Below are 17,064 nucleotides of genomic sequence, written 5' to 3'. Positions count from 1 at the left end.
ATGCTATCGAGACATCCCATACTTTTGCGATCTGACCTGTTTCACGGCCTGGACAAAGCAAGGATAGAAGAACTGGCCGACACGGCTCAGTTCCAGATCTTCGCACCGGACGAGCGGATCATCGCCGAGGGCCAGCAGGCGTCGTTCGTCTATTGCGTGATGCGCGGCTTCGTGCGACTTTCGAAGTCGGAATCCGCGGGGCGCCAGGCAGATATCTGCATCTGCGAACCGGGTGAGACGTTCGGTGAATATCTCCTGTCGGCAGGCGGCTCCTACACCTACAGCGCATGGTCCGCCGACGGCGCAGAGGTCGCGTTGTTCGACCTTGTGGAGTTGCGGGCGCTTGCCGACCGGGACCCCGTCATGCGTCGCAACGTCATGCGCATCATGGCCCGGCATCTGCTCGGTGCCATGGATTGCATAGCGGGAGACCGGCTGCACACGGCTGCACAGCGTGTTGCGAATTACCTCGTCAGCCGCTGCCCGGCCTCAGCATCGCAGGCCACCTTTCGCCTGCCTTACCGGAAAAGAATTCTGGCCGGCAAACTCGGGGTTGCGCCCGAAGCCCTTTCGCGGGCTTTCGCTGCCCTCGGTCCTGCAGGGGTCGAAGTCAGAGGCAGGGTCGTCGTGGTTGACAGCGTCGATCTGCTGCGGAAGGCGTGCTGACCTCGGGGCAGGGCGATAACCGCGCCGGAATTCGACAACCGTCAATATGGCGATCGCTTGCTCCGTTATGGCCAGGCGCAAAAAAGCACCAGGACGGATTGTTTTTGTGATCTCGACTGTCTTCATCGCTTGCTTCAGGCCTTGTCCGCATCAACGGTGGCGCTGACGACACATGCGGATACCGTCGGACTGGCGGGCTTAATAGGGAAGTGCAGACGAACGGGCGCAACGAGCACCAACATGCGACGGAGAGCGTCCGGCGCTATTCTTCGAGGGGCCGTCGCGAGATAACCCATGCTGATGGTGCTTGCGAAGAGGTAGATGAACAGGCCCTTCGCGAGATAATTCTCAAGCGTGCCTGCCGCGGCAAATCCATTTTGCCAAACGAAGAAGCCCACGGCGGATCCAATTGCGAACCCCGTCGCCAAACGCGTGAGTATGAACCTGATCATGCGAGGCATGGCACCACCTCAGACTTAATCATTACAAATGGCCGGGCAACGGAAATGCTGGCTGGCCAATTGAGTTTTGTCAACGACTGGCGCAAGCCGTCATGCAAGCAGCGGCGGGAGCCGGAGACTACAACAGTGCATCTTCTGTCTTTCGCAGCCGGCGTTATCACGCCTGCGAATGCGTCGAGGCTGAGTGAGTTGCGAGTTGCAAGGACGATGGGCGCTAAGGACCTAGCGCGGCGGCGGCTTCTGTGGTCGCGCGGTTTGCCAGACGTGTCGGGATGCGGGAATAAAGAACGGCACCGGCCACGCCCACGACCGCATAGAGCACGAAATCAGCTTGATGGCGATCTGTCGACCAAGCCCGACGAACGCCCTCGCATCAGGCAGGGCGTCGGCTAAGGCGCCGACGAGGCTGTGGCGCGCGAACGTCCTCATCCCATCGGAATCGCCGACGTGCGAGCTTGCTATGCCAATGGTGCGGGTCGAGCGCACGGTGCCGTTTCCATTCACCGAAGGCGCCCAATAGCTACCCTTCACAACAATGATCCGGCAAGCCTTTGGACGCGCGAGACGCTAGGAGAAGATGCGCCCCGGCCTTGTCTCGTCGGGTGCTGCGCCCACATCGCGATCCAGTGAACACCTCTCCTCAATCCTGCGAGGGCGCCGAGAATTTGTTCAGCGGAGTGCCGGTTCATCAAGCCGGCTCATGCTCGGACGATTCATCAGTCAAGATCAAGCGAGTCGGATTTTTCAAGTCGAACTCAATAACACGTGGCACGAAGAGACGGGCATAGCGCGTAAAGGCGCTGGTCGGCGGAAAGCGAATTACCGTATCGCATCGGGCGAGAAGGTACATCTCTGTAAGAGCAGAGATACCACCGTCCACTCCCAGCGATGCACTGTGTAATGGCCCGGCCTGGGCCGCCTGGAAGCATTTCGGGATAGTGATTAGATCGGGGAACACACCGAGTAAATGGTCCCGTACCTGCGCGCTGTCCGTACACAAGAAAACCATCACAGGGCGTCGATGCGGTAGCGCTTTGGCCTTCTCGATGGCAGTGCACACCTGGCGTAAGGCCAACTCCGGATCGGCCCAGTAGGGCGTATGGTCCATTATATCTTCGCCATTGCCATGCCGTACGTGCACACCGATGATACTGCGCCCCTTGAAGTGCTCCTGATAGATGGCGTGAATACGAGCCTGAATTTCAGGTCTAAGGTTGAGGCTCTGAAATATCTGGCGTTCGGCAGCTTGGTCGCACCGCCACATTAAACAGGCATCACAGACTACCGTGTTGGCATCAGTATCGTCCTGGGCTTGAAGAAGCTCGGTCAGTTCGTCACGTTCCCGGAAAATTTGCTCATCGGGGCGGTAAACGCTCTCGATTGAGGGCTTGTTCCACCATGATGGGAAGAACGGTCCCGGAAATGAGAACTGGTTGATCTGGTCATCGCAAATAACCCGTACGCCAGCAATATCTTGAATCGGCTCGAAGAACACCGTAAAAGCGTTCGTGAACGGTTGATTGAGATAGCAGGAGCCACGCCAATCGATGGCCAGCGTCCGCCCCGTTCGCTGTGCATAGCGCCAAGCTGCCGCCAGCGACCAGAGACAATCACCGAAACCAGTCCGCCGTCGAGAAACAACATACCGATCCCTCTTCAGGTCGCCAGCGAGCATGTTCGTTGCCTTGTTCTGGAAAAGCGCATCGGCTTAAATCCTGCTGAAATTTTGCATATCAATTCCCGGACCTGCATCAACGCTCGTGATTCCCGCCAATTTTATGCATGACCCTTCGTCGCACAGATTTACCATTTTACGCCAGACTGGAAGTTGCGGCGCCATACGCCTTTTCAGTCCGGGCATTGAAGCCGCCGCATAGCCCTCCGTCATCGTTCAGTCGTTTATCTCGCACCCGATCCAACCCATCGGCATCGCACTTGGCTCGGAGCGAGAGGCCGGAGCTTACGTTGCGGTACGGCTCATGTTGGCGCGCTTCGCCGATTCATCGAGGGTGGCGCCGATCTAGCCAATTCCCGTCCTTTCCCGCTACCTGATCTCTATTTCATGCGTCTTCTGGAGCATCCTGGGGAATCCGTAAAATCGATTGTTTGGATAATCTCCATCCGCTTGATGGATAAGTGTGGCCACCATTGCGTCACGGCTGCCACCGTGGCGGCGATGCTGGCGAGTCTCACAACTGCGGCTCGCTGGACAAGCAGTCGATGATCGTGCCGCGGCCCAGGTTGTTGATTCAGACGAGCTCGGTTACCTCCACTTGGAGGCCCATCGCGCCCGTTTGTTTTCCAAATGTGTTCCGCGCTACGACAACAGCTCGATCCATAGTCGCGTGGTCGTCACAGCATTATTGGACCGCCTGCTTTCACCTCTCGACGGTGGTCACCATCCGGGCGACAGTTATCGGCTTAGCCAAAAGCGACGCTCCGACCGTCTGCGGAAGATTGGGGCCAGTGCTCGGATCTAACGAAACGCAAACCGATGGGGTCCGTTCTTCAATTCGGCAAGTGGGACTAGTTCCTCGAGTCGTTTGACAGCCATAGCCGATCAATTCTATCCGGCGCTTTCAGGCTTCCGGAAGGTTTCAATCTGCTCCGGAGCTTTACCCAGAGTAGGTTAGAAAGCCGCCAATGCCGAGCCATGATAAGTTCGTCAAGGGAGCGACGACGGAAATCCGGCGTCAGCCACGACAACAGGCTCGGTCCGTTAGCAGGAACTGTGGCTCGAATTTTATCTATGGCGTGGATGGGTATCATCCAAACAATCGATTTTACGAATTGAATGGCATGATCCATTAGACGAGCATCTTGACGGAAATCAAGTCGTCGATGGCGCGCCAGTGGTGTAGAGGGGTCAAATGTGTGGCTTTGGAATGTAATGCTAGCATAAGCGTTCGATCAGCCCATTGCATCATCTTGCAATCGTCGATAGGTCGGGGTTCGCGACCAATCGTCACTTTGATCGCAAGATCGATCGTTTTGGCAAATCGGCAAAGATTATGAGGCCTTTGCATGCGATTTACGTGCGTTGGGAACCGTTGCGGAAAAGGAATCGCAACTCCGACCATGTCGAGGGAATTTACATTCGCACTCGGTACAGTCCGCAACGAGCCGCGTATTGACAGATTCAAACGAGGCGGTCTGGTGACCGCTATTTTGGGAAACGGCGTACGCTACACGCTGCCACACGCGCGTTTCGACCTGCGTCCACGCGTGGCGTCATCATCCTACCTTTGGGCGGCCGGTCTCCGAATGGCCACCAGGATAATTTACCGGAAAGGACGAGAGCAATGACGCACCTCGATTGCTCGTGCGAAGTGCACGGTGAGCGCGATGACGGCACTGGTCGTCACAGCGTTTATTTGACGTTCGACGACGGTCCGCATCCATTTTGTACACCGGAGATTCTCGATATTCTGGCTGAACACCGGGTGCCGGCAACATTCTTCGTCATCGGCGAGTTCCTGGCCGATCAATCGAAATTGATCCAGCGAATGATTGCAGAGGGGCATGAAGTCGCCAACCACACAATGACGCATCCAGACCTGTCTGACTGCGAACCCGACGAGGTGCAACGTCAGATACTCGAGACAAACAGAGCCATAAAAATGGCGTCGCCTCAGGCGGTGGTGCGGCACATCCGAGCTCCTTACGGCATCTGGACCGAAGAAGTGCTCAAGGCTTCGGCGAATGCGGAACTCACTGCCGTGCACTGGTCGGTAGATCCGCGAGACTGGTCTCTTCCCGGGGCCGACGCCATTGTTAATGATGTGCTGCAGTCTGTCCGGCCGGGGTCAATCGTGCTCTTGCACGACGGTTGTCCCTCCAGTGAAATGCAGCAAGGAGCTGACCACAGTCTGCGCCACCAGACTATCATGGCGTTATCTAGCATAATTCCAGCTTTGCATGATCGCGGCTTTGTATTTCGCTCGCTTCCTCGGGAGTTCTGAAGATCCGATGGATATGCTTGACACAACCAGCACTGTCGCCGTCTCGCTTTATGCACTTCTCTCGACTGCATATAAAAGCATGCAGGCCGTTTATTCTCTGCCGACCGATGTTTCATTGGCGTCCCACGGCTTGGGCGGCTTTGACGAGCTGCCCAGCGTAGATGTCATCGTGCCAAGCTTCAACGAGGATCCCCGCACGCTTTCGGAGTGCCTGGCTTCTATTGCGGGTCAGGAATACGGGGGAAGGCTGCAGGTTTACCTAGTTGATGACGGTTCCGAAAATCGCGAGGCTTTGCGACTTGTGCACGAGGCCTTCGCGCGAGACCCCAGATTCAATATTCTCCTGCTTCCCCAGAATGTCGGCAAACGGAAGGCACAGATCGCTGCGATACGCCGCTCTGCTGGAGATATGGTGTTAAACGTCGACTCCGACACGATCCTCGCATCTGATGTCATCAGGAAGCTCGTGCCTAAAATGCAAGATGCGGCTGTCGGCGCGGCCATGGGACAGTTGACGGCCCGCAACCGAAACGACAGTTGGCTGACCCGTTTGATCGACATGGAGTACTGGCTGGCTTGCAACGAGGAGCGTGCGGCACAAGCTCGCTTCGGTGCCGTTATGTGCTGCTGCGGTCCATGTGTTATGTACCGTCGCTCTGCGCTCGCTTCGCTGCTTGACCAGTACGAGTCACAGTATTTTCGGGGAAAGCCAAGCGATTTCGGTGAGGATCGGCATCTCACCATTCTCATGCTGAAGGCAGGCTTTCGAACAGAGTACGTGCCGAGCGCCATCGCAGCGACAGTCGTTCCGAACAAGCTAGGACCGTATCTGCGCCAACAACTACGCTGGGCGCGGAGCACGTTCCGGGACACGTTGCTTGGGCTGCGCCTGCTGCCCACCCTCAATCGCTTCCTTACGCTCGACGTCGTCGGACAGAACCTCGGACCGCTGCTTCTGGCACTATCAGTGCTGACGGGACTCGCACAGCTTGCATTGACGGGCACCGCGCCTTGGTTGGCAGCCCAGATGATTGTGGCCATGACGATGATCCGCTGCAGCGTTGTAGCGCTTCGGGCCCGCCAACTACGGTTCCTCGGATTCTCTCTGCATACATTCATCAATATTTTTCTGCTACTGCCCTTGAAAGCCTACGCGCTGTGCACGCTGAGCAATAGCGACTGGCTGTCGCGCAGCTCTGCTGGCAACTCGAATCAACATCCGACGGCTGATGCACGCACTACAGAATGTTCTGGACATGCGACAGCGCCTCGAAGGCTCAAGCCCGCCCGCCATCCTGCCAGGCGAACGACGTCTGACTGCATGTGCAGCGACGAGTAAGATCTATTTACCGAGGTGAACGAGTTGACACAGAGCGACAATTATCAATTGCTGAATCGGGAACTGGCTGCACCCGATCCATGGGGACTCGACGCCAATCCATTCGAGCGTGAGCGTCACACGCAAATGCTCCGCTTGGCGCTTGCCCAGGGATCCATCTCAAGTGCGCTCGAAGTGGGATGCGCTGCCGGCGCATTTACGGTGCAGCTAGCCCCCCACTGCAAACGGCTCACCGTGATCGATGTTGTGCCTCAGGCTATAGAAAGATCGCGTCGACGCATAAGGGGTTCTCCGCACATCAGCTGGATAGTCTCTGATGTTCAACAGTTTTCACCTGACGAGAGGTTTGATCTGATCGTTGTGGCGGAAGTGCTCTACTACATCGGAGGAATAGCCGAGATGAGAGGGGCTGTTCGGAATTTAGTGCGGATGCTTGCGCCAGATGGATATCTGGTTTTCGGATCGGCGCGCGACGCCAACTGTCGTCGCTGGGGCCACGTTGCTGGTGCTGAGACGATCCTCGGCATGCTGAACGAAACTTTGCTCGAGGTAGAGCGGCTTGAGTGTCGGGGTGAGTCGGTCAACGAAGATTGCTTGCTCGCCTGTTTCCGAAATCCGTTTTCTGCCTCCTAACGGCTCAACCCTCGACGTTCAGACATGGAGACACTATGCGCATCTGTGGTATCAAATTGACCCATGACGGAGCGGACGCGCTTGTCGAGAATGGGTGGCTCGCCTTCTGCGTCGAGCAGGAGAAGCGGGGCAGCAACCCGCGATATGAAACTGTCGACAATCTCGACGCGATTGGCGCCGCTTTGGCGCAACACGGTCCGGATCCACGCGTTCTTGATCAAATCATCATCGACGGCTGGGGTGCAATGCTGAAAGTTCTCTCGAATCCGTCGAGGGCTCCGGTCTCGTTCCAATGACAGGGCATTTCCCTGCAAGAACTATCCTCGTGATAGGTGCCGCGCGGCCACCGCAGCCCGTGGCTCCGCCTCGTGGCGCCGATCTGCCTGGAGGACCCGTGCGCCTTATATAGTCAGCCCTCGAACTCCGGATTGCGAAATGTTGTTTAACCATCAGACCCGGATGAGATGCCAGGACAGAATTCCGGCTGTTGTCCATCTCGATGAATCTGCACGATTTCAGACCATCCCAGGCACTCTCTCCGTGAAGGCGCCGAGCTACTCTTCGAATGTAACAAGCTCAGGGACATTCGGCTGCTCTGCAACACGAGTGCCAATTACCACGGACGAGGCGTTTTCCCGGATTCTGCTGCAGCCCTTTAATGGAGACGCAATGAACACATACGGTGCGATGGACCAGGAAGAACCCAACCAACCGAAGAAATGCCGGTCAACGGCGCCCGACGGTCAGATGAGCGCATGTTCATGACCGCAATAGATTTTTCCGACGTAAGTAAGACATATGGCGACAAGGCCGTGGTCAGCGCGCTATCGTTCCGCGTTTCCCCGGGGGAATGCTTCGGGCTGCTTGGACCGAACGGCGCGGGCAAGAGCACGATCGCACGCATGATCCTTGGCATGACAGCCCCTGATGCGGGGAAGATTACCGTGCTCGGCGTGCCGGTGCCTGCCCAGGCTCGCTTGGCGCGAAAGGGTATCGGCGTGGTGCCGCAATTCGACAACCTTGAGCCTGAATTCACTGTGCGCGAGAATCTGCTGGTCTACAGCCGCTACTTCGGCATGAATACACGCAAAGTCGAGGCGGTCATGTCGTCGCTCCTTGAGTTTGCACGCCTAGAGAGCAAGGTGAATGCGCGTGTGTCTGAACTTTCAGGCGGCATGAAGCGGCGCCTGACGCTAGCGCGTGCGTTGATCAATGACCCGCAGCTACTTGTCATGGACGAGCCGACCACCGGTCTCGACCCGCACGCGCGCCACCTGATCTGGGAGCGCCTGCGTTCCCTGCTTACGCGCGGCAAAACGATCATCTTGACCACCCATTTCATGGAAGAAGCCGAACGGTTATGCGATCGACTCTGCGTACTCGAAGGAGGTCGCAGCATTGCCGAAGGGCGTCCGCATGACCTGATCGATGAACTGATCGGGTGCGAAGTCATTGAGATCTACGGCGGCGATCCGCATGAGTTGGAATCGCTGGTCGGGCCATATGCCGATCGCATCGAAATTAGCGGCGAGACCCTTTTTTGCTATGTGTCCGACCCGGAGCAGGTGCGTGTGCGGTTACGGCAGCGCGCGGGCTTGCGCATTCTGCAGCGTCCGCCGAATCTTGAGGATGTATTTTTGCGGTTGACCGGGCGCGAGATGGAGAAGTGAACGATGGATGAAGGTTGTGCTGCGGCTCTGCCCGCCAACGCTTTTAACTGGATTGCGATATGGCGACGCAACTATCTGGCATGGAAGAAAGTAGCACTTGCGTCAATTGTTGGAAGTCTGGCCGATCCTATGATCTACCTGTTTGGCCTCGGCCTTGGCCTCGGAATTATTGTGGGTCGCGTTGACGGCACAACCTACGTTGCATTCTTGGCGGGCGGCATGGTGGCGACAAGCGCGATGACGTCTGCGACGTTCGAGACGATTTACGCGGCCTTTACGCGAATGCACGCCCAACGCACCTGGGAAGCCATGCTCTACACACAAATGACACTTGGGGACATCATCCTGGGTGAGTTGGCATGGGCAGCGAGCAAGGCATTTCTTGCCGGTACGGGAATCATAATCGTCGCCACCGTGCTAGGCTATGCGACGTGGCCATCAGTCGTCTATGTGCTGCCAATTATCATGCTCACTGGATTTGCATTCGCGAGCCTTGCGATGGTAGTCACGGCGCTTGCGCCCAGTTACGAGTATTTCATTTTTTACCAGACGCTCGTCCTCACACCAATGCTGTTCTTGTGCGGCGCGGTGTTTCCAATCACGCAACTGCCCCAGACTTTTCAGCAGGTAGCGCAGTTCTTGCCTCTAGCGCATGCGATCGACCTCATACGCCCGGCAATGCTTGGGCGCCCCGCGAGCAGCATGGGCCTGCATATAGGCGCGCTTTGCATCTACGCGCTTTTGCCGTTCTTCCTGTCGGCAGCGCTGTTGCGTCGGCGCCTGATGTCTTGACGCCACTCGCCACCACGCCAGGAGGGGTATTGCGATGCAGTGTCTTGAAAAGACCCGCAGAGCTCTGAAGATAATCATCATAGTCCGGGAACAAACGAACCCATGTCGGCGCCGGCGAGACGATGCAGGTTTTTCGCTCTGCAACTGGCCGAACTCGGAAGCAAACACCCTTCAGGAAGATCCGGCGTGTATCAGGAGAAAAGCAAATGAAGGTCATCTCAATCGCTACGGCGCTCTTTGCTCTGGCGTGTCCCGCGAACGCGTTCGAAAACAAAGCGGTCGCGGCTACGCTTATCTTAAGGACCGATCGTACGATTGCCGGTCAGCCCATCATCGTTCCACGGAAGGATGTCGAGGTCATCGCTTCGATTTATGAGATTGCGCCCGGTGCGACGTTACCAATTCATCAGCATCGCTATCAGCGCTATGGCTATGTGCTTTCGGGGGAGATCACGGTCACCAATACAGAATCTGGGAAAGAAAGCATTTTCACGGCAGGGGATTTTATCGTCGAGTCCTGGGGCATATGGCATAAAGGGGCGAACAACGGCACCGAGCCGGTAAAGCTGCTCGTGATCGATCAGGTGGAAAAGGGCAGTGAGAATGTTCTGCCGCAAAAATAAAGACGTTGAGGTATTACCGGAGGGCAATCTGGCGCCACGGCTCGGATGTGGTGAACCCGTCCCATATTAGGGGTTGGTTTGCCGCTCCTTGCTAATGTCGATTGGAGCTGCGTGAACCTTCGACTTGCGTCGTCGACAAACTGTCGAGGAGGTTGTTTCATTGGTCGGCTGAACGGCGGGCGTAGGAGAGCATCTGTCCAGTTCCTCCATACTTGGTCGTCAGTCAGCGCGGCTGTTGGGCCAGCGGCGACAGGATCATCGATCATCCGTGAGACTGTAGCGGCGGCGTTTCAAAGAGGCTCCTCATTCCGACGCCATGAATCACGCCGAACGACAAAACCACGAAAGAATGCTAGGAAATCCTGAGACGTCTCATTACCTCATGGGGCGAAGGCATGCGGGATGCTTCCTGGCATAGCACGTCCCGCATCCAGAGGCTTGCCTGATCACTATTGTGAAGCGCGGGCCATTGGAGGGCCTGTGTGAACGCGGGCAAAGGTAGCGGAAGGTCAGCGATCCGCAGGGGTATTGTCTTTTCGAGCTGCTTGACCAGGCGTAAGGGCATTGTCGCTATGCGCTCGGTCCCTGAAAGCATGAACGGAACCATGCTGAAGCCCTGCACGACTACTTCGACATGTCTCTTAAGCCCGTGCCCAAGCAAACACCATTCCTCGATGGAAGCAGCGTTCCCAAACTTCACCACAACGTGCCCCATCGACATATACCTCTCGAGTGTAAGTTGCTCCGAGAGTAGCTTGTTCGAGCGGCAGCCCACGCACACGAGGGTCTCCTCGAATAACGCCACCTTAGGATGTGCGCGCGACATGAGCAATTCCGGAAAGATGAGAAAATCGGCGTCACCGCGCCGCAAGTAATCATCGTAGTTATCGGCGATCGGCAGCAACTCGAAGCTGACGGCGGGCGCTTCTCGGGCGACACGCGTCACGACCTTTTCAAAAAAAACGAGTGCGGCGTAATCGGAAAGAATGACTCTGAAGCAGCGATCCGATTGAGCAGGGCAAAACGGATCCCAGGATATGATCGAAACCTGGATGTGAAGCAGAGCCTCGCGGACCGAAGGCGCGAGCCGCTCCGCACGCGGGGTTGGAACGAGTTCGCGACCGACCATGGTAAAAAGGTCGTCATTGAAATAGGTGCGTAACCTGCCGACGGCCGCGCTCATGGCCGGTTGGCTCAAGTTGATGCTGCGCGCTGCCGCCGTGAGATTACGCTCGGTCATCAAGGCGTCGAGTGCGACGAGGAGATTCAGATCAAGGCCCTTGAACCGCATGTCTTCATCCATAGCGAGGTGGCGAGATAAAAGGTGAAAAGGCTTGGTCTCGCAGTGTGCGCCGCCACGAGAGATCAGCAAGCAAAGGGTCGCCTAAAATTGAGAAAGTATCGATGTTCCAGCCGCCGTGGCTTTGATGGTCTTACTGCTACCTTCAACCGACACGATTCAGTGGTGCCTGATCATTCTGGCGAGTAGCAGTGTTTTCCGCGGATAAAGGTTTCGGTCTGCGACGTCGATCACTTCGGCGCCTTCAATATGTACTTCGGGGGGTAAGACGCACTCGTAGCACTCACCTTCTTCGGCAGGAGTATCTTGGCAATTGAAGTCTTGAGTGTGCTCCGCTGAATGGGCTTTGTCAGCACCATTCAGGTTTGCGCGGGGGTCACTTGCCGCCGGGCCACAATCTTGGTTACGATCATCTGCTGCAAGTGACGGCCCGGCCCGCAATGTCAATGCGAGCAACGCTGCAACGATGACGTAGTAACCAATAACCTTCATGAGACGTTTCCTTTCTTCGACTAAGGCCAGGCGATACCAGGTAGGATTGATGCCATTCCCGCCGCCAGTGCTTCGGGGCTACAGGCGTTGTTGGATTGGTTGAGAGCCTTTCAACGGATCATACCCGGTGGAGTGGAGACGGCCGTCTATGGAGCATCCGCGAAAATTGGTGAAATCTATTGTTTAAATGCGAGTCATCCATTTGATGCATGTAGACGACGTCTTGCCTGCCCGAGCCAACAAGTGTCGCCAAACCCACTGTTTTCAGGGGCGCCTTTTCACCCAGTCCTTCTATCCTCAGTGGGCTTGCGCATGTCGTTGCCGCCATCCCCTTCATCCGGGATAGCAAAGGGCGCCGCGTGCGGGAGGGACACCCCTGCGTCTCCCGTCAGGCTACGACATTTTGTTCGATCGGCTGCCTTGTATGGAGAAGACCGGATTCCTGACGTTTCAGTGTCATCGTTTGCAATGAGATAGAGGTAATGGCCGCAAGCCGGCTGGGTCGACCACGTTTAGCTTCCATCGCGGAACGTCGCCATTAGCTTTCGACGTTCATTTCGAATGATCGTAGCGTGATGAACAAGTCGGTCTACCGCGGCAAGCGTCATGGCCGGGTCCGGAAAGACGAGGTTCCATTCTCCAAAGGGCTGATTGGCGGTGATGATGATGGACCGCCGCTCATATCTTGGGAGATGAGTTCGAAGAGCACGCGGGTTTCGGCCTGGTCCTGGTGACGTAGGCCAGGTCGTCGAGGATAAGCAGATCGAACTTGTCGAGCTTTGCGACGGCGGATTCGATCTGGAGTTCACGCCGTGCGACCTGCAGTTTCTGGACGAGGTCGGTCGTGCGAGTGAACAGCACCCGCCAACCGTTCTCGATCAGCGCGAGGTCGAGGGCCGCGGCGAGATGGCTCTTTCCGCCGCCCGGCGGACCGAACATGAGGATATTGGCACCTTTCGCGACCCAGCTGTCGCAGCGGCAATGGCCATGACCTGGGCCTTGGAGACCATAGGGACTGCATCAAAATCAAAGCTGTCGAGCGTCTTTTCCGGTGGCAGGTTTCGCCTGGGCAAAATACGCCGACGCTTTGCGCAGAATCTCGTTGGCCTGACGAAGCTCGCGGCTCTCCCGCTCAAGAGCATTCATATTCTCGGCGACATCGTTCGGCCGGCCTGCTCGCTTACCGCTATCGACCTCGGTCTTCTTCACCCATTCGTGCAGCGTGCGTGGCCGGCGAGCAGCCGATCTTGGCCGCGATAGATGAAACGGCAGCCCACCGCGCGGGGTGCTCGGCTTCGTGATCCAGCACCATGCGGATGGCACGCTCACGGACTTCAGGCGAGAATTTGTTCGTTGTCTTGCTCATATCGGCTCCAATCTCTCATGAGTTGAAGCCTCCGGCAAACTCGGCGCGGTTCTTGAATCCCAAAAAGGGAACCGGCTATAGGCTTGTGTTTTTAAGCAAAACGTCACCCTCCACTCCTAGGTCCTGTTGACAAAGTCAGCAGTGATAATGCGATAAGATGGCTCCTAACGGAGGATTTGATGTCTGGAGCTGATCGGGAAATACGACTTCGACTTAGTGTGCAACGCGCCTTGCTCGGGGCCGTATCATCGACGCTCGCCGCCGTTACGTGTGGCTGGAGTGGCAACGAGATTGTCCTCGAATTCTTGGTCGATCCCGATTTCAGCGATGATGACCGCGAACGCATGGAGGTAGTCGCATCCGAGGTCATCTCGGATTTCGGTTATGAAACAATAATGACTGTCTTCACATCCCCACCATCGGATGGACCGAAGGTTCCGGTTGATAGGCGATGGTGGGCTTACAGGCGATTTGAGCCATTGCTGGGCTAAAGGCGTTCCATGAAGTGCGGCAGCCAGATTTTTGCGGCGGCCAGCAAAAGGAACGCTTCGAAGGAAGTTCGGGTCTTGTCGTAACGGGTGGCAATCCGTCGGAGCTGTTTGAGCCGGTTGAACATTCGTTCGATGCGGTTGCGGTCTTTATAAACTTTGAAGTCGCAGGAAGGCGGGTCTTTCCGGTTCGCTTTTGGCGGAATCACGGGCCGAATGCCGTGGATCAGCAACTCTTCGCGGGCGGAGTCGCCGTCGTAGCCCTTGTCAGCAAGGAATGATTTAGGTTTGCCAACGGGTATGGTAAGAAGCGCTGGAACGGCGCTAGCTATAATTAGAAGCCTCGCCACCTGTCAGGACAAAGCCGAGAGGACGTCCCTGACCGTCTGCGCGGGCATGGACTTTTGTCGTAAAGCCGCCGCGTGATCGACCAAAACCCTCCTTATAAGTCCCCCTTTAGCGCCCGCAGCCTGCGAATGGCCGCGAACCGTGGTGCTGTCAATCATATGTTGCCAGTCATCGGTCAATCCAAGTTCGACAAGCGTTTCCAGAAGTGCGTCCCAAACACCTTGTTCGGCCCAGCGGCGGAAACGAACATAGACCGAATTCCACTTTCCATATCGCTCGTGCATATCGCGCCACGGACAGCCGACGCGCAGAACATGGAGCATCCCGTTAAAAAAGCGGCGGTTGTCGTGGGATGGCCGAGACTTGCGACCACGCTCGGTCGGCAATAGCGGTTCGACAATCCGCCATTCCTCATCACTCAAATCGCCTCGTGCCATAGCTGCTTCCTAAAAAGCAGTCTTGAATCACGCCTAGGCTGATTTGGGAATCCACTTTGTCAACAGGACCTAGTCTCAACCGAAATCGGAGGGTCAAACCGAACCCACTCGTACTCAGAAAGATGGTTCTTGGGACGGCGTATCGAGCCCGAGAGATCCCATTCCTTAGCGCTGTCATTGCCATTGCTGGGATGAAACTCGATCATCCCGTTTCGGTCGCTGATCGCAACCTCGGATAGCCTCATCCGATCCCGATCAGAACCCATTTTCTCCTTGAAGCGTGCAGCGGCTCTGGGGTCTGGCTCAAAGCAATAGAGCTGGGCGCTCGGAAGAAGGCGCAGAAAGCGTTGAGCATCGCTTCCGTCATTGCACCCAATGTCAAAGATTACAGGGTTAGGCTTATCGAGAAGCGAAACGATCTGTCGATGTACGTTTAACTCACACACCGGATCCATCACAGTCTCCTTAACTTTTCGAAGTGCCCCTGCTGAACGAGCTCGGACAGGATATCACTGAAATACCGAGCCATTTGGCCCTTCTTTCGACATGGTTGTTGACGCGTCGCCGTGCGATTAGGTGGGCACGGCGCATTGTCGGTCGCGGGCTTTGCTATTCGCGAGTTTGTTTGGCGTAACGACGCGACCCCAAGCTATGCTGAAAGCCCACTAGTCACCGAGGCCTCAGCGGGGACGGATACCTGTGATTTGCGGCCACGTACCGGGCTTAAGCATATGCAACGCTGCTCCCAAATCTGCCGAAGTTCATTTAGGAAAGTCTCACGACTACCTGAAACAGGCGCGATTCCATCCAAAATGTCGCCAACCAGGGCTTCTCCCTCAATCCTAATTAGCTGTTCAAACAACTCCGGTGAAATACGCACGGCCTGCAGGCTGGAGGCGCCTGTGCGGATCTCACATACAGTCTCTTGCCGATCCAGGGTGGAATATGCACGCGCCTGATGGAGACTTGCGTAAGGTGGCAAGGAAACTGCTAGTTTATTCCACTCCTCCATCGTTGAGATTCGCTTCTTGACGAGAAATGGACCGATCACAAGTGCATCCAGGTCGGTCGTCAAAAAAGTCGTTACGGCATCCCTAACCGAATCCACTACCGGCTCGGCGTTGTTGTTAAACGACGTGTTGAGCAAGATCGGAACGCCGGTTCGCTTCCCGAAAGCATTGATTAGCTCCCAATATGCGGGATTTGTCTCGCGTGACACTGTCTGCAAACGAGCCGTACCATCTACGTGCGTGATGGCGCCTAGCGAACTACGCTTGGGTTCGCGCACAGACACTACGAAATTCATAAAAGGAAATTTGCGCAAGGTACCTGGCAGATCAAAAAATTCCACGGCGTCCTCCTCCAATACCGAGGGAGCAAATGGGCGGTAGCCTTCCCGCTTCTTGACCATCATATTAATTCGATCCTTGTTTGACGCCGGCCTCGGATCAGCAAGAATACTCCGGTTGCCTAGCGCCCGTGGACCGAACTCCGAACGCCCCTGCACCCAGGCGATCACGGCGCCATCCGCAATCCATTCGGCTGCTTTGCCTGTCACGTCATCACTCCGTTCAATTTCGAGATGCTGGCCCCAAGCAAAAAGTTCCTCCTCCACGCTTCCTTCGCTCTCCAGGTCGGGTCCCCAATAGACGTTTTGCAAACGCTCACGAGGTGCCGGATGCCCCAGATCATGAGACGCCATCAATGCGGCGCCTAGTGCGCAGCCAGCGTCATGGGCAGCCGGTTGCACGAAGATGTCGTCAAACATCCCCGAGTACAGCAGCTTGCCATTCAAAGTGCAGTTGTGAGCCACTCCTCCGGCCAAACACAGTCGTTCGATGCCCGTAACCTTGGTGTAATGCCGTAGGACGTGGAACACGATCCGTTCCAGTGCTTCCTGCAGTGAAGCACTCACATCTTTATGCTGCTGCGTGAACGGCATGCCTTTCTGGCGTATTTGAATGTTACTGAGCAACGTAGGACCAACTCGGTCGAGATGGACCCGATAACCACCGTCGTCTAGGAGTTCGTAAAATTGTTCGAAGATCTCGCGGTACGAAGCGGGATTGCCGTAAGGTGCCAGACCCATGATCTTATATTCATCGAACGCGCCATAACCTAGGTAGCGGATCGTTTCCAAGTATAGCAGCCCTAGAGAATCATTCTCCGGAAATGTCACGAGTGGCTCAATCTCCGTGCTGGAACCAATCGCCAAAAGCCCCGAAAGAAAGTCTCCACCGCCGTCAATTGAGAGGACCAAACTTCGCTCGAAGCCCGACATGAAAAACGAGCTCACCGCGTGCGACATATGGTGGCTCACGAACGACACACGTGAGGGATCAATTTCGGCACCAAATTCTTGCCCGAGTAATCCGCACAACAACAGTCTCGCGTCCGGTATTGGGGTACTTGGGTGAGAGAGGCGCACGCGCTCGAGCACAGCGTTGCAATAGGCCTCGGTCGCATAATACGCGATGCGGTCGATGT

At 56.2% G+C, this 17,064-nt stretch carries 14 protein-coding genes and 5 pseudogenes; 9 read left to right on the top strand and 10 right to left on the bottom strand.

Annotated elements, in window-relative coordinates:
• A complete protein-coding gene (locus tag CO671_RS31390; protein ID WP_011053469.1) occupies nucleotides 1-666 on the top strand; it encodes a Crp/Fnr family transcriptional regulator in 666 nt (221 codons plus the stop codon).
• A gap of 275 nt (nucleotides 667-941) precedes the next feature.
• On the opposite strand, the pseudogene CO671_RS31385 reads toward CO671_RS31390, so the two are convergent.
• Nucleotides 942-1,127, bottom strand: a pseudogene (locus CO671_RS31385) (hypothetical protein); the annotation flags it as partial.
• A 688-nt stretch (nucleotides 1,128-1,815) separates the two neighbouring features.
• Nucleotides 1,816-2,802, bottom strand: coding sequence for a nodulation protein NodZ (locus tag CO671_RS31370; RefSeq protein WP_010025697.1), 987 nt, complete (start codon nucleotides 2,800-2,802; stop codon nucleotides 1,816-1,818).
• A gap of 1,627 nt (nucleotides 2,803-4,429) precedes the next feature.
• On the opposite strand from CO671_RS31370, the gene nodB reads away from it, so the two are divergent.
• The 8 genes and pseudogenes from nodB to CO671_RS31325 all read left to right on the top strand — a co-directional run bounded on the left by nodB (nucleotide 4,430) and on the right by CO671_RS31325 (nucleotide 10,146).
• Entirely contained in the window at nucleotides 4,430-5,089 is a 660-nt protein-coding gene (gene nodB / locus CO671_RS31355; protein ID WP_011053465.1) for a chitooligosaccharide deacetylase NodB, read from the top strand.
• Nucleotides 5,090-5,096: 7 nt separating this feature from the next.
• The gene (gene nodC, locus CO671_RS31350) at nucleotides 5,097-6,428 is read left to right on the top strand and encodes a chitooligosaccharide synthase NodC (RefSeq protein WP_097609017.1); all 1,332 of its coding nucleotides are present in this window, start codon (nucleotides 5,097-5,099) and stop codon (nucleotides 6,426-6,428) included.
• 15 nt (nucleotides 6,429-6,443) lie between these two features.
• Nucleotides 6,444-7,061 carry a nodulation methyltransferase NodS gene (nodS, locus tag CO671_RS31345; RefSeq protein ID WP_011053463.1) on the top strand — a complete coding sequence of 206 codons (618 nt, stop codon included), beginning with the start codon at nucleotides 6,444-6,446 and terminating at the stop codon, nucleotides 7,059-7,061.
• A 35-nt stretch (nucleotides 7,062-7,096) separates the two neighbouring features.
• Nucleotides 7,097-7,300: pseudogene (locus CO671_RS31340) on the top strand (carbamoyltransferase N-terminal domain-containing protein); the annotation flags it as partial.
• A gap of 129 nt (nucleotides 7,301-7,429) precedes the next feature.
• Nucleotides 7,430-7,717 (top strand): annotated as a pseudogene (locus tag CO671_RS34415) (carbamoyltransferase C-terminal domain-containing protein); the annotation flags it as partial.
• Nucleotides 7,718-7,780: 63 nt separating this feature from the next.
• Nucleotides 7,781-8,731 (top strand): nodulation factor ABC transporter ATP-binding protein NodI, encoded by a 951-nt coding sequence (nodI, locus tag CO671_RS31335; protein ID WP_016737487.1) that lies wholly within the window; start codon nucleotides 7,781-7,783, stop codon nucleotides 8,729-8,731.
• Between the two features lie 3 nt (nucleotides 8,732-8,734).
• Entirely contained in the window at nucleotides 8,735-9,523 is a 789-nt protein-coding gene (locus tag CO671_RS31330) for an ABC transporter permease (RefSeq protein ID WP_011053461.1), read from the top strand.
• Nucleotides 9,524-9,729: 206 nt separating this feature from the next.
• A complete protein-coding gene (locus tag CO671_RS31325) occupies nucleotides 9,730-10,146 on the top strand; it encodes a cupin domain-containing protein (protein ID WP_010020624.1) in 417 nt (138 codons plus the stop codon).
• Nucleotides 10,147-10,498: 352 nt separating this feature from the next.
• Here CO671_RS31325 and nodD1 read toward each other — a convergent pair whose 3' ends face one another.
• From nodD1 to CO671_RS31285, 8 genes and pseudogenes are all read right to left on the bottom strand, one after another.
• Nucleotides 10,499-11,437, bottom strand: a complete 939-nt coding sequence (gene nodD1, locus CO671_RS31320) for a transcriptional regulator NodD1 (RefSeq protein WP_029532439.1) — start codon at nucleotides 11,435-11,437, stop codon at nucleotides 10,499-10,501.
• Nucleotides 11,438-11,605: 168 nt separating this feature from the next.
• Nucleotides 11,606-11,938, bottom strand: coding sequence for a nodulation protein NolE (gene nolE / locus CO671_RS31315; RefSeq protein WP_010022281.1), 333 nt, complete (start codon nucleotides 11,936-11,938; stop codon nucleotides 11,606-11,608).
• A gap of 541 nt (nucleotides 11,939-12,479) precedes the next feature.
• Nucleotides 12,480-12,996 (bottom strand): annotated as a pseudogene (gene istB / locus CO671_RS31310) (IS21-like element helper ATPase IstB); the annotation flags it as partial.
• A gap of 13 nt (nucleotides 12,997-13,009) precedes the next feature.
• A pseudogene (locus tag CO671_RS31305) lies at nucleotides 13,010-13,304 on the bottom strand (transposase); the annotation flags it as partial.
• Between the two features lie 487 nt (nucleotides 13,305-13,791).
• The gene (locus tag CO671_RS34410) at nucleotides 13,792-14,142 is read right to left on the bottom strand and encodes a transposase (protein WP_237359921.1); all 351 of its coding nucleotides are present in this window, start codon (nucleotides 14,140-14,142) and stop codon (nucleotides 13,792-13,794) included.
• Between the two features lie 3 nt (nucleotides 14,143-14,145).
• Nucleotides 14,146-14,577, bottom strand: coding sequence for an IS5 family transposase (locus CO671_RS34405; protein ID WP_011053456.1), 432 nt, complete (start codon nucleotides 14,575-14,577; stop codon nucleotides 14,146-14,148).
• A 59-nt stretch (nucleotides 14,578-14,636) separates the two neighbouring features.
• Nucleotides 14,637-15,032, bottom strand: coding sequence for an FkbM family methyltransferase (locus CO671_RS31290; protein WP_011053455.1), 396 nt, complete (start codon nucleotides 15,030-15,032; stop codon nucleotides 14,637-14,639).
• Between the two features lie 194 nt (nucleotides 15,033-15,226).
• Nucleotides 15,227-17,062 (bottom strand): carbamoyltransferase, encoded by a 1,836-nt coding sequence (locus CO671_RS31285; RefSeq protein ID WP_244597436.1) that lies wholly within the window; start codon nucleotides 17,060-17,062, stop codon nucleotides 15,227-15,229.
• Nucleotides 17,063-17,064: the final 2 nt, after the last annotated feature.

Origin of the sequence: Rhizobium sp. M10, from assembly GCF_002531955.1 — a bacterium.
Taxonomy (GTDB): Bacteria; Pseudomonadota; Alphaproteobacteria; order Rhizobiales; family Rhizobiaceae; genus Rhizobium; species Rhizobium etli_C.
Note: the sequence above shows the minus strand (reverse complement) of the source record. Positions and strands in the feature narration are given on the sequence as shown.

What these genes read in the sequence shown, in the direction of transcription:
- CO671_RS31390 (WP_011053469.1), top strand. Translation starts at nt 1, where the DNA reads ATGCTATCGAGACATCCCATACTTTTGCGATCTGACCTGTTTCACGGC.
- CO671_RS31370 (WP_010025697.1), bottom strand. Translation starts at nt 2,802, where the DNA reads ATGCTCGCTGGCGACCTGAAGAGGGATCGGTATGTTGTTTCTCGACGG.
- nodB (WP_011053465.1), top strand. Translation starts at nt 4,430, where the DNA reads ATGACGCACCTCGATTGCTCGTGCGAAGTGCACGGTGAGCGCGATGAC.
- nodC (WP_097609017.1), top strand. Translation starts at nt 5,097, where the DNA reads ATGGATATGCTTGACACAACCAGCACTGTCGCCGTCTCGCTTTATGCA.
- nodI (WP_016737487.1), top strand. Translation starts at nt 7,781, where the DNA reads ATGCCGGTCAACGGCGCCCGACGGTCAGATGAGCGCATGTTCATGACC.
- CO671_RS31330 (WP_011053461.1), top strand. Translation starts at nt 8,735, where the DNA reads ATGGATGAAGGTTGTGCTGCGGCTCTGCCCGCCAACGCTTTTAACTGG.
- CO671_RS31325 (WP_010020624.1), top strand. Translation starts at nt 9,730, where the DNA reads ATGAAGGTCATCTCAATCGCTACGGCGCTCTTTGCTCTGGCGTGTCCC.
- nodD1 (WP_029532439.1), bottom strand. Translation starts at nt 11,437, where the DNA reads ATGCGGTTCAAGGGCCTTGATCTGAATCTCCTCGTCGCACTCGACGCC.
- nolE (WP_010022281.1), bottom strand. Translation starts at nt 11,938, where the DNA reads ATGAAGGTTATTGGTTACTACGTCATCGTTGCAGCGTTGCTCGCATTG.
- CO671_RS34405 (WP_011053456.1), bottom strand. Translation starts at nt 14,577, where the DNA reads ATGGCACGAGGCGATTTGAGTGATGAGGAATGGCGGATTGTCGAACCG.
- CO671_RS31290 (WP_011053455.1), bottom strand. Translation starts at nt 15,032, where the DNA reads ATGGATCCGGTGTGTGAGTTAAACGTACATCGACAGATCGTTTCGCTT.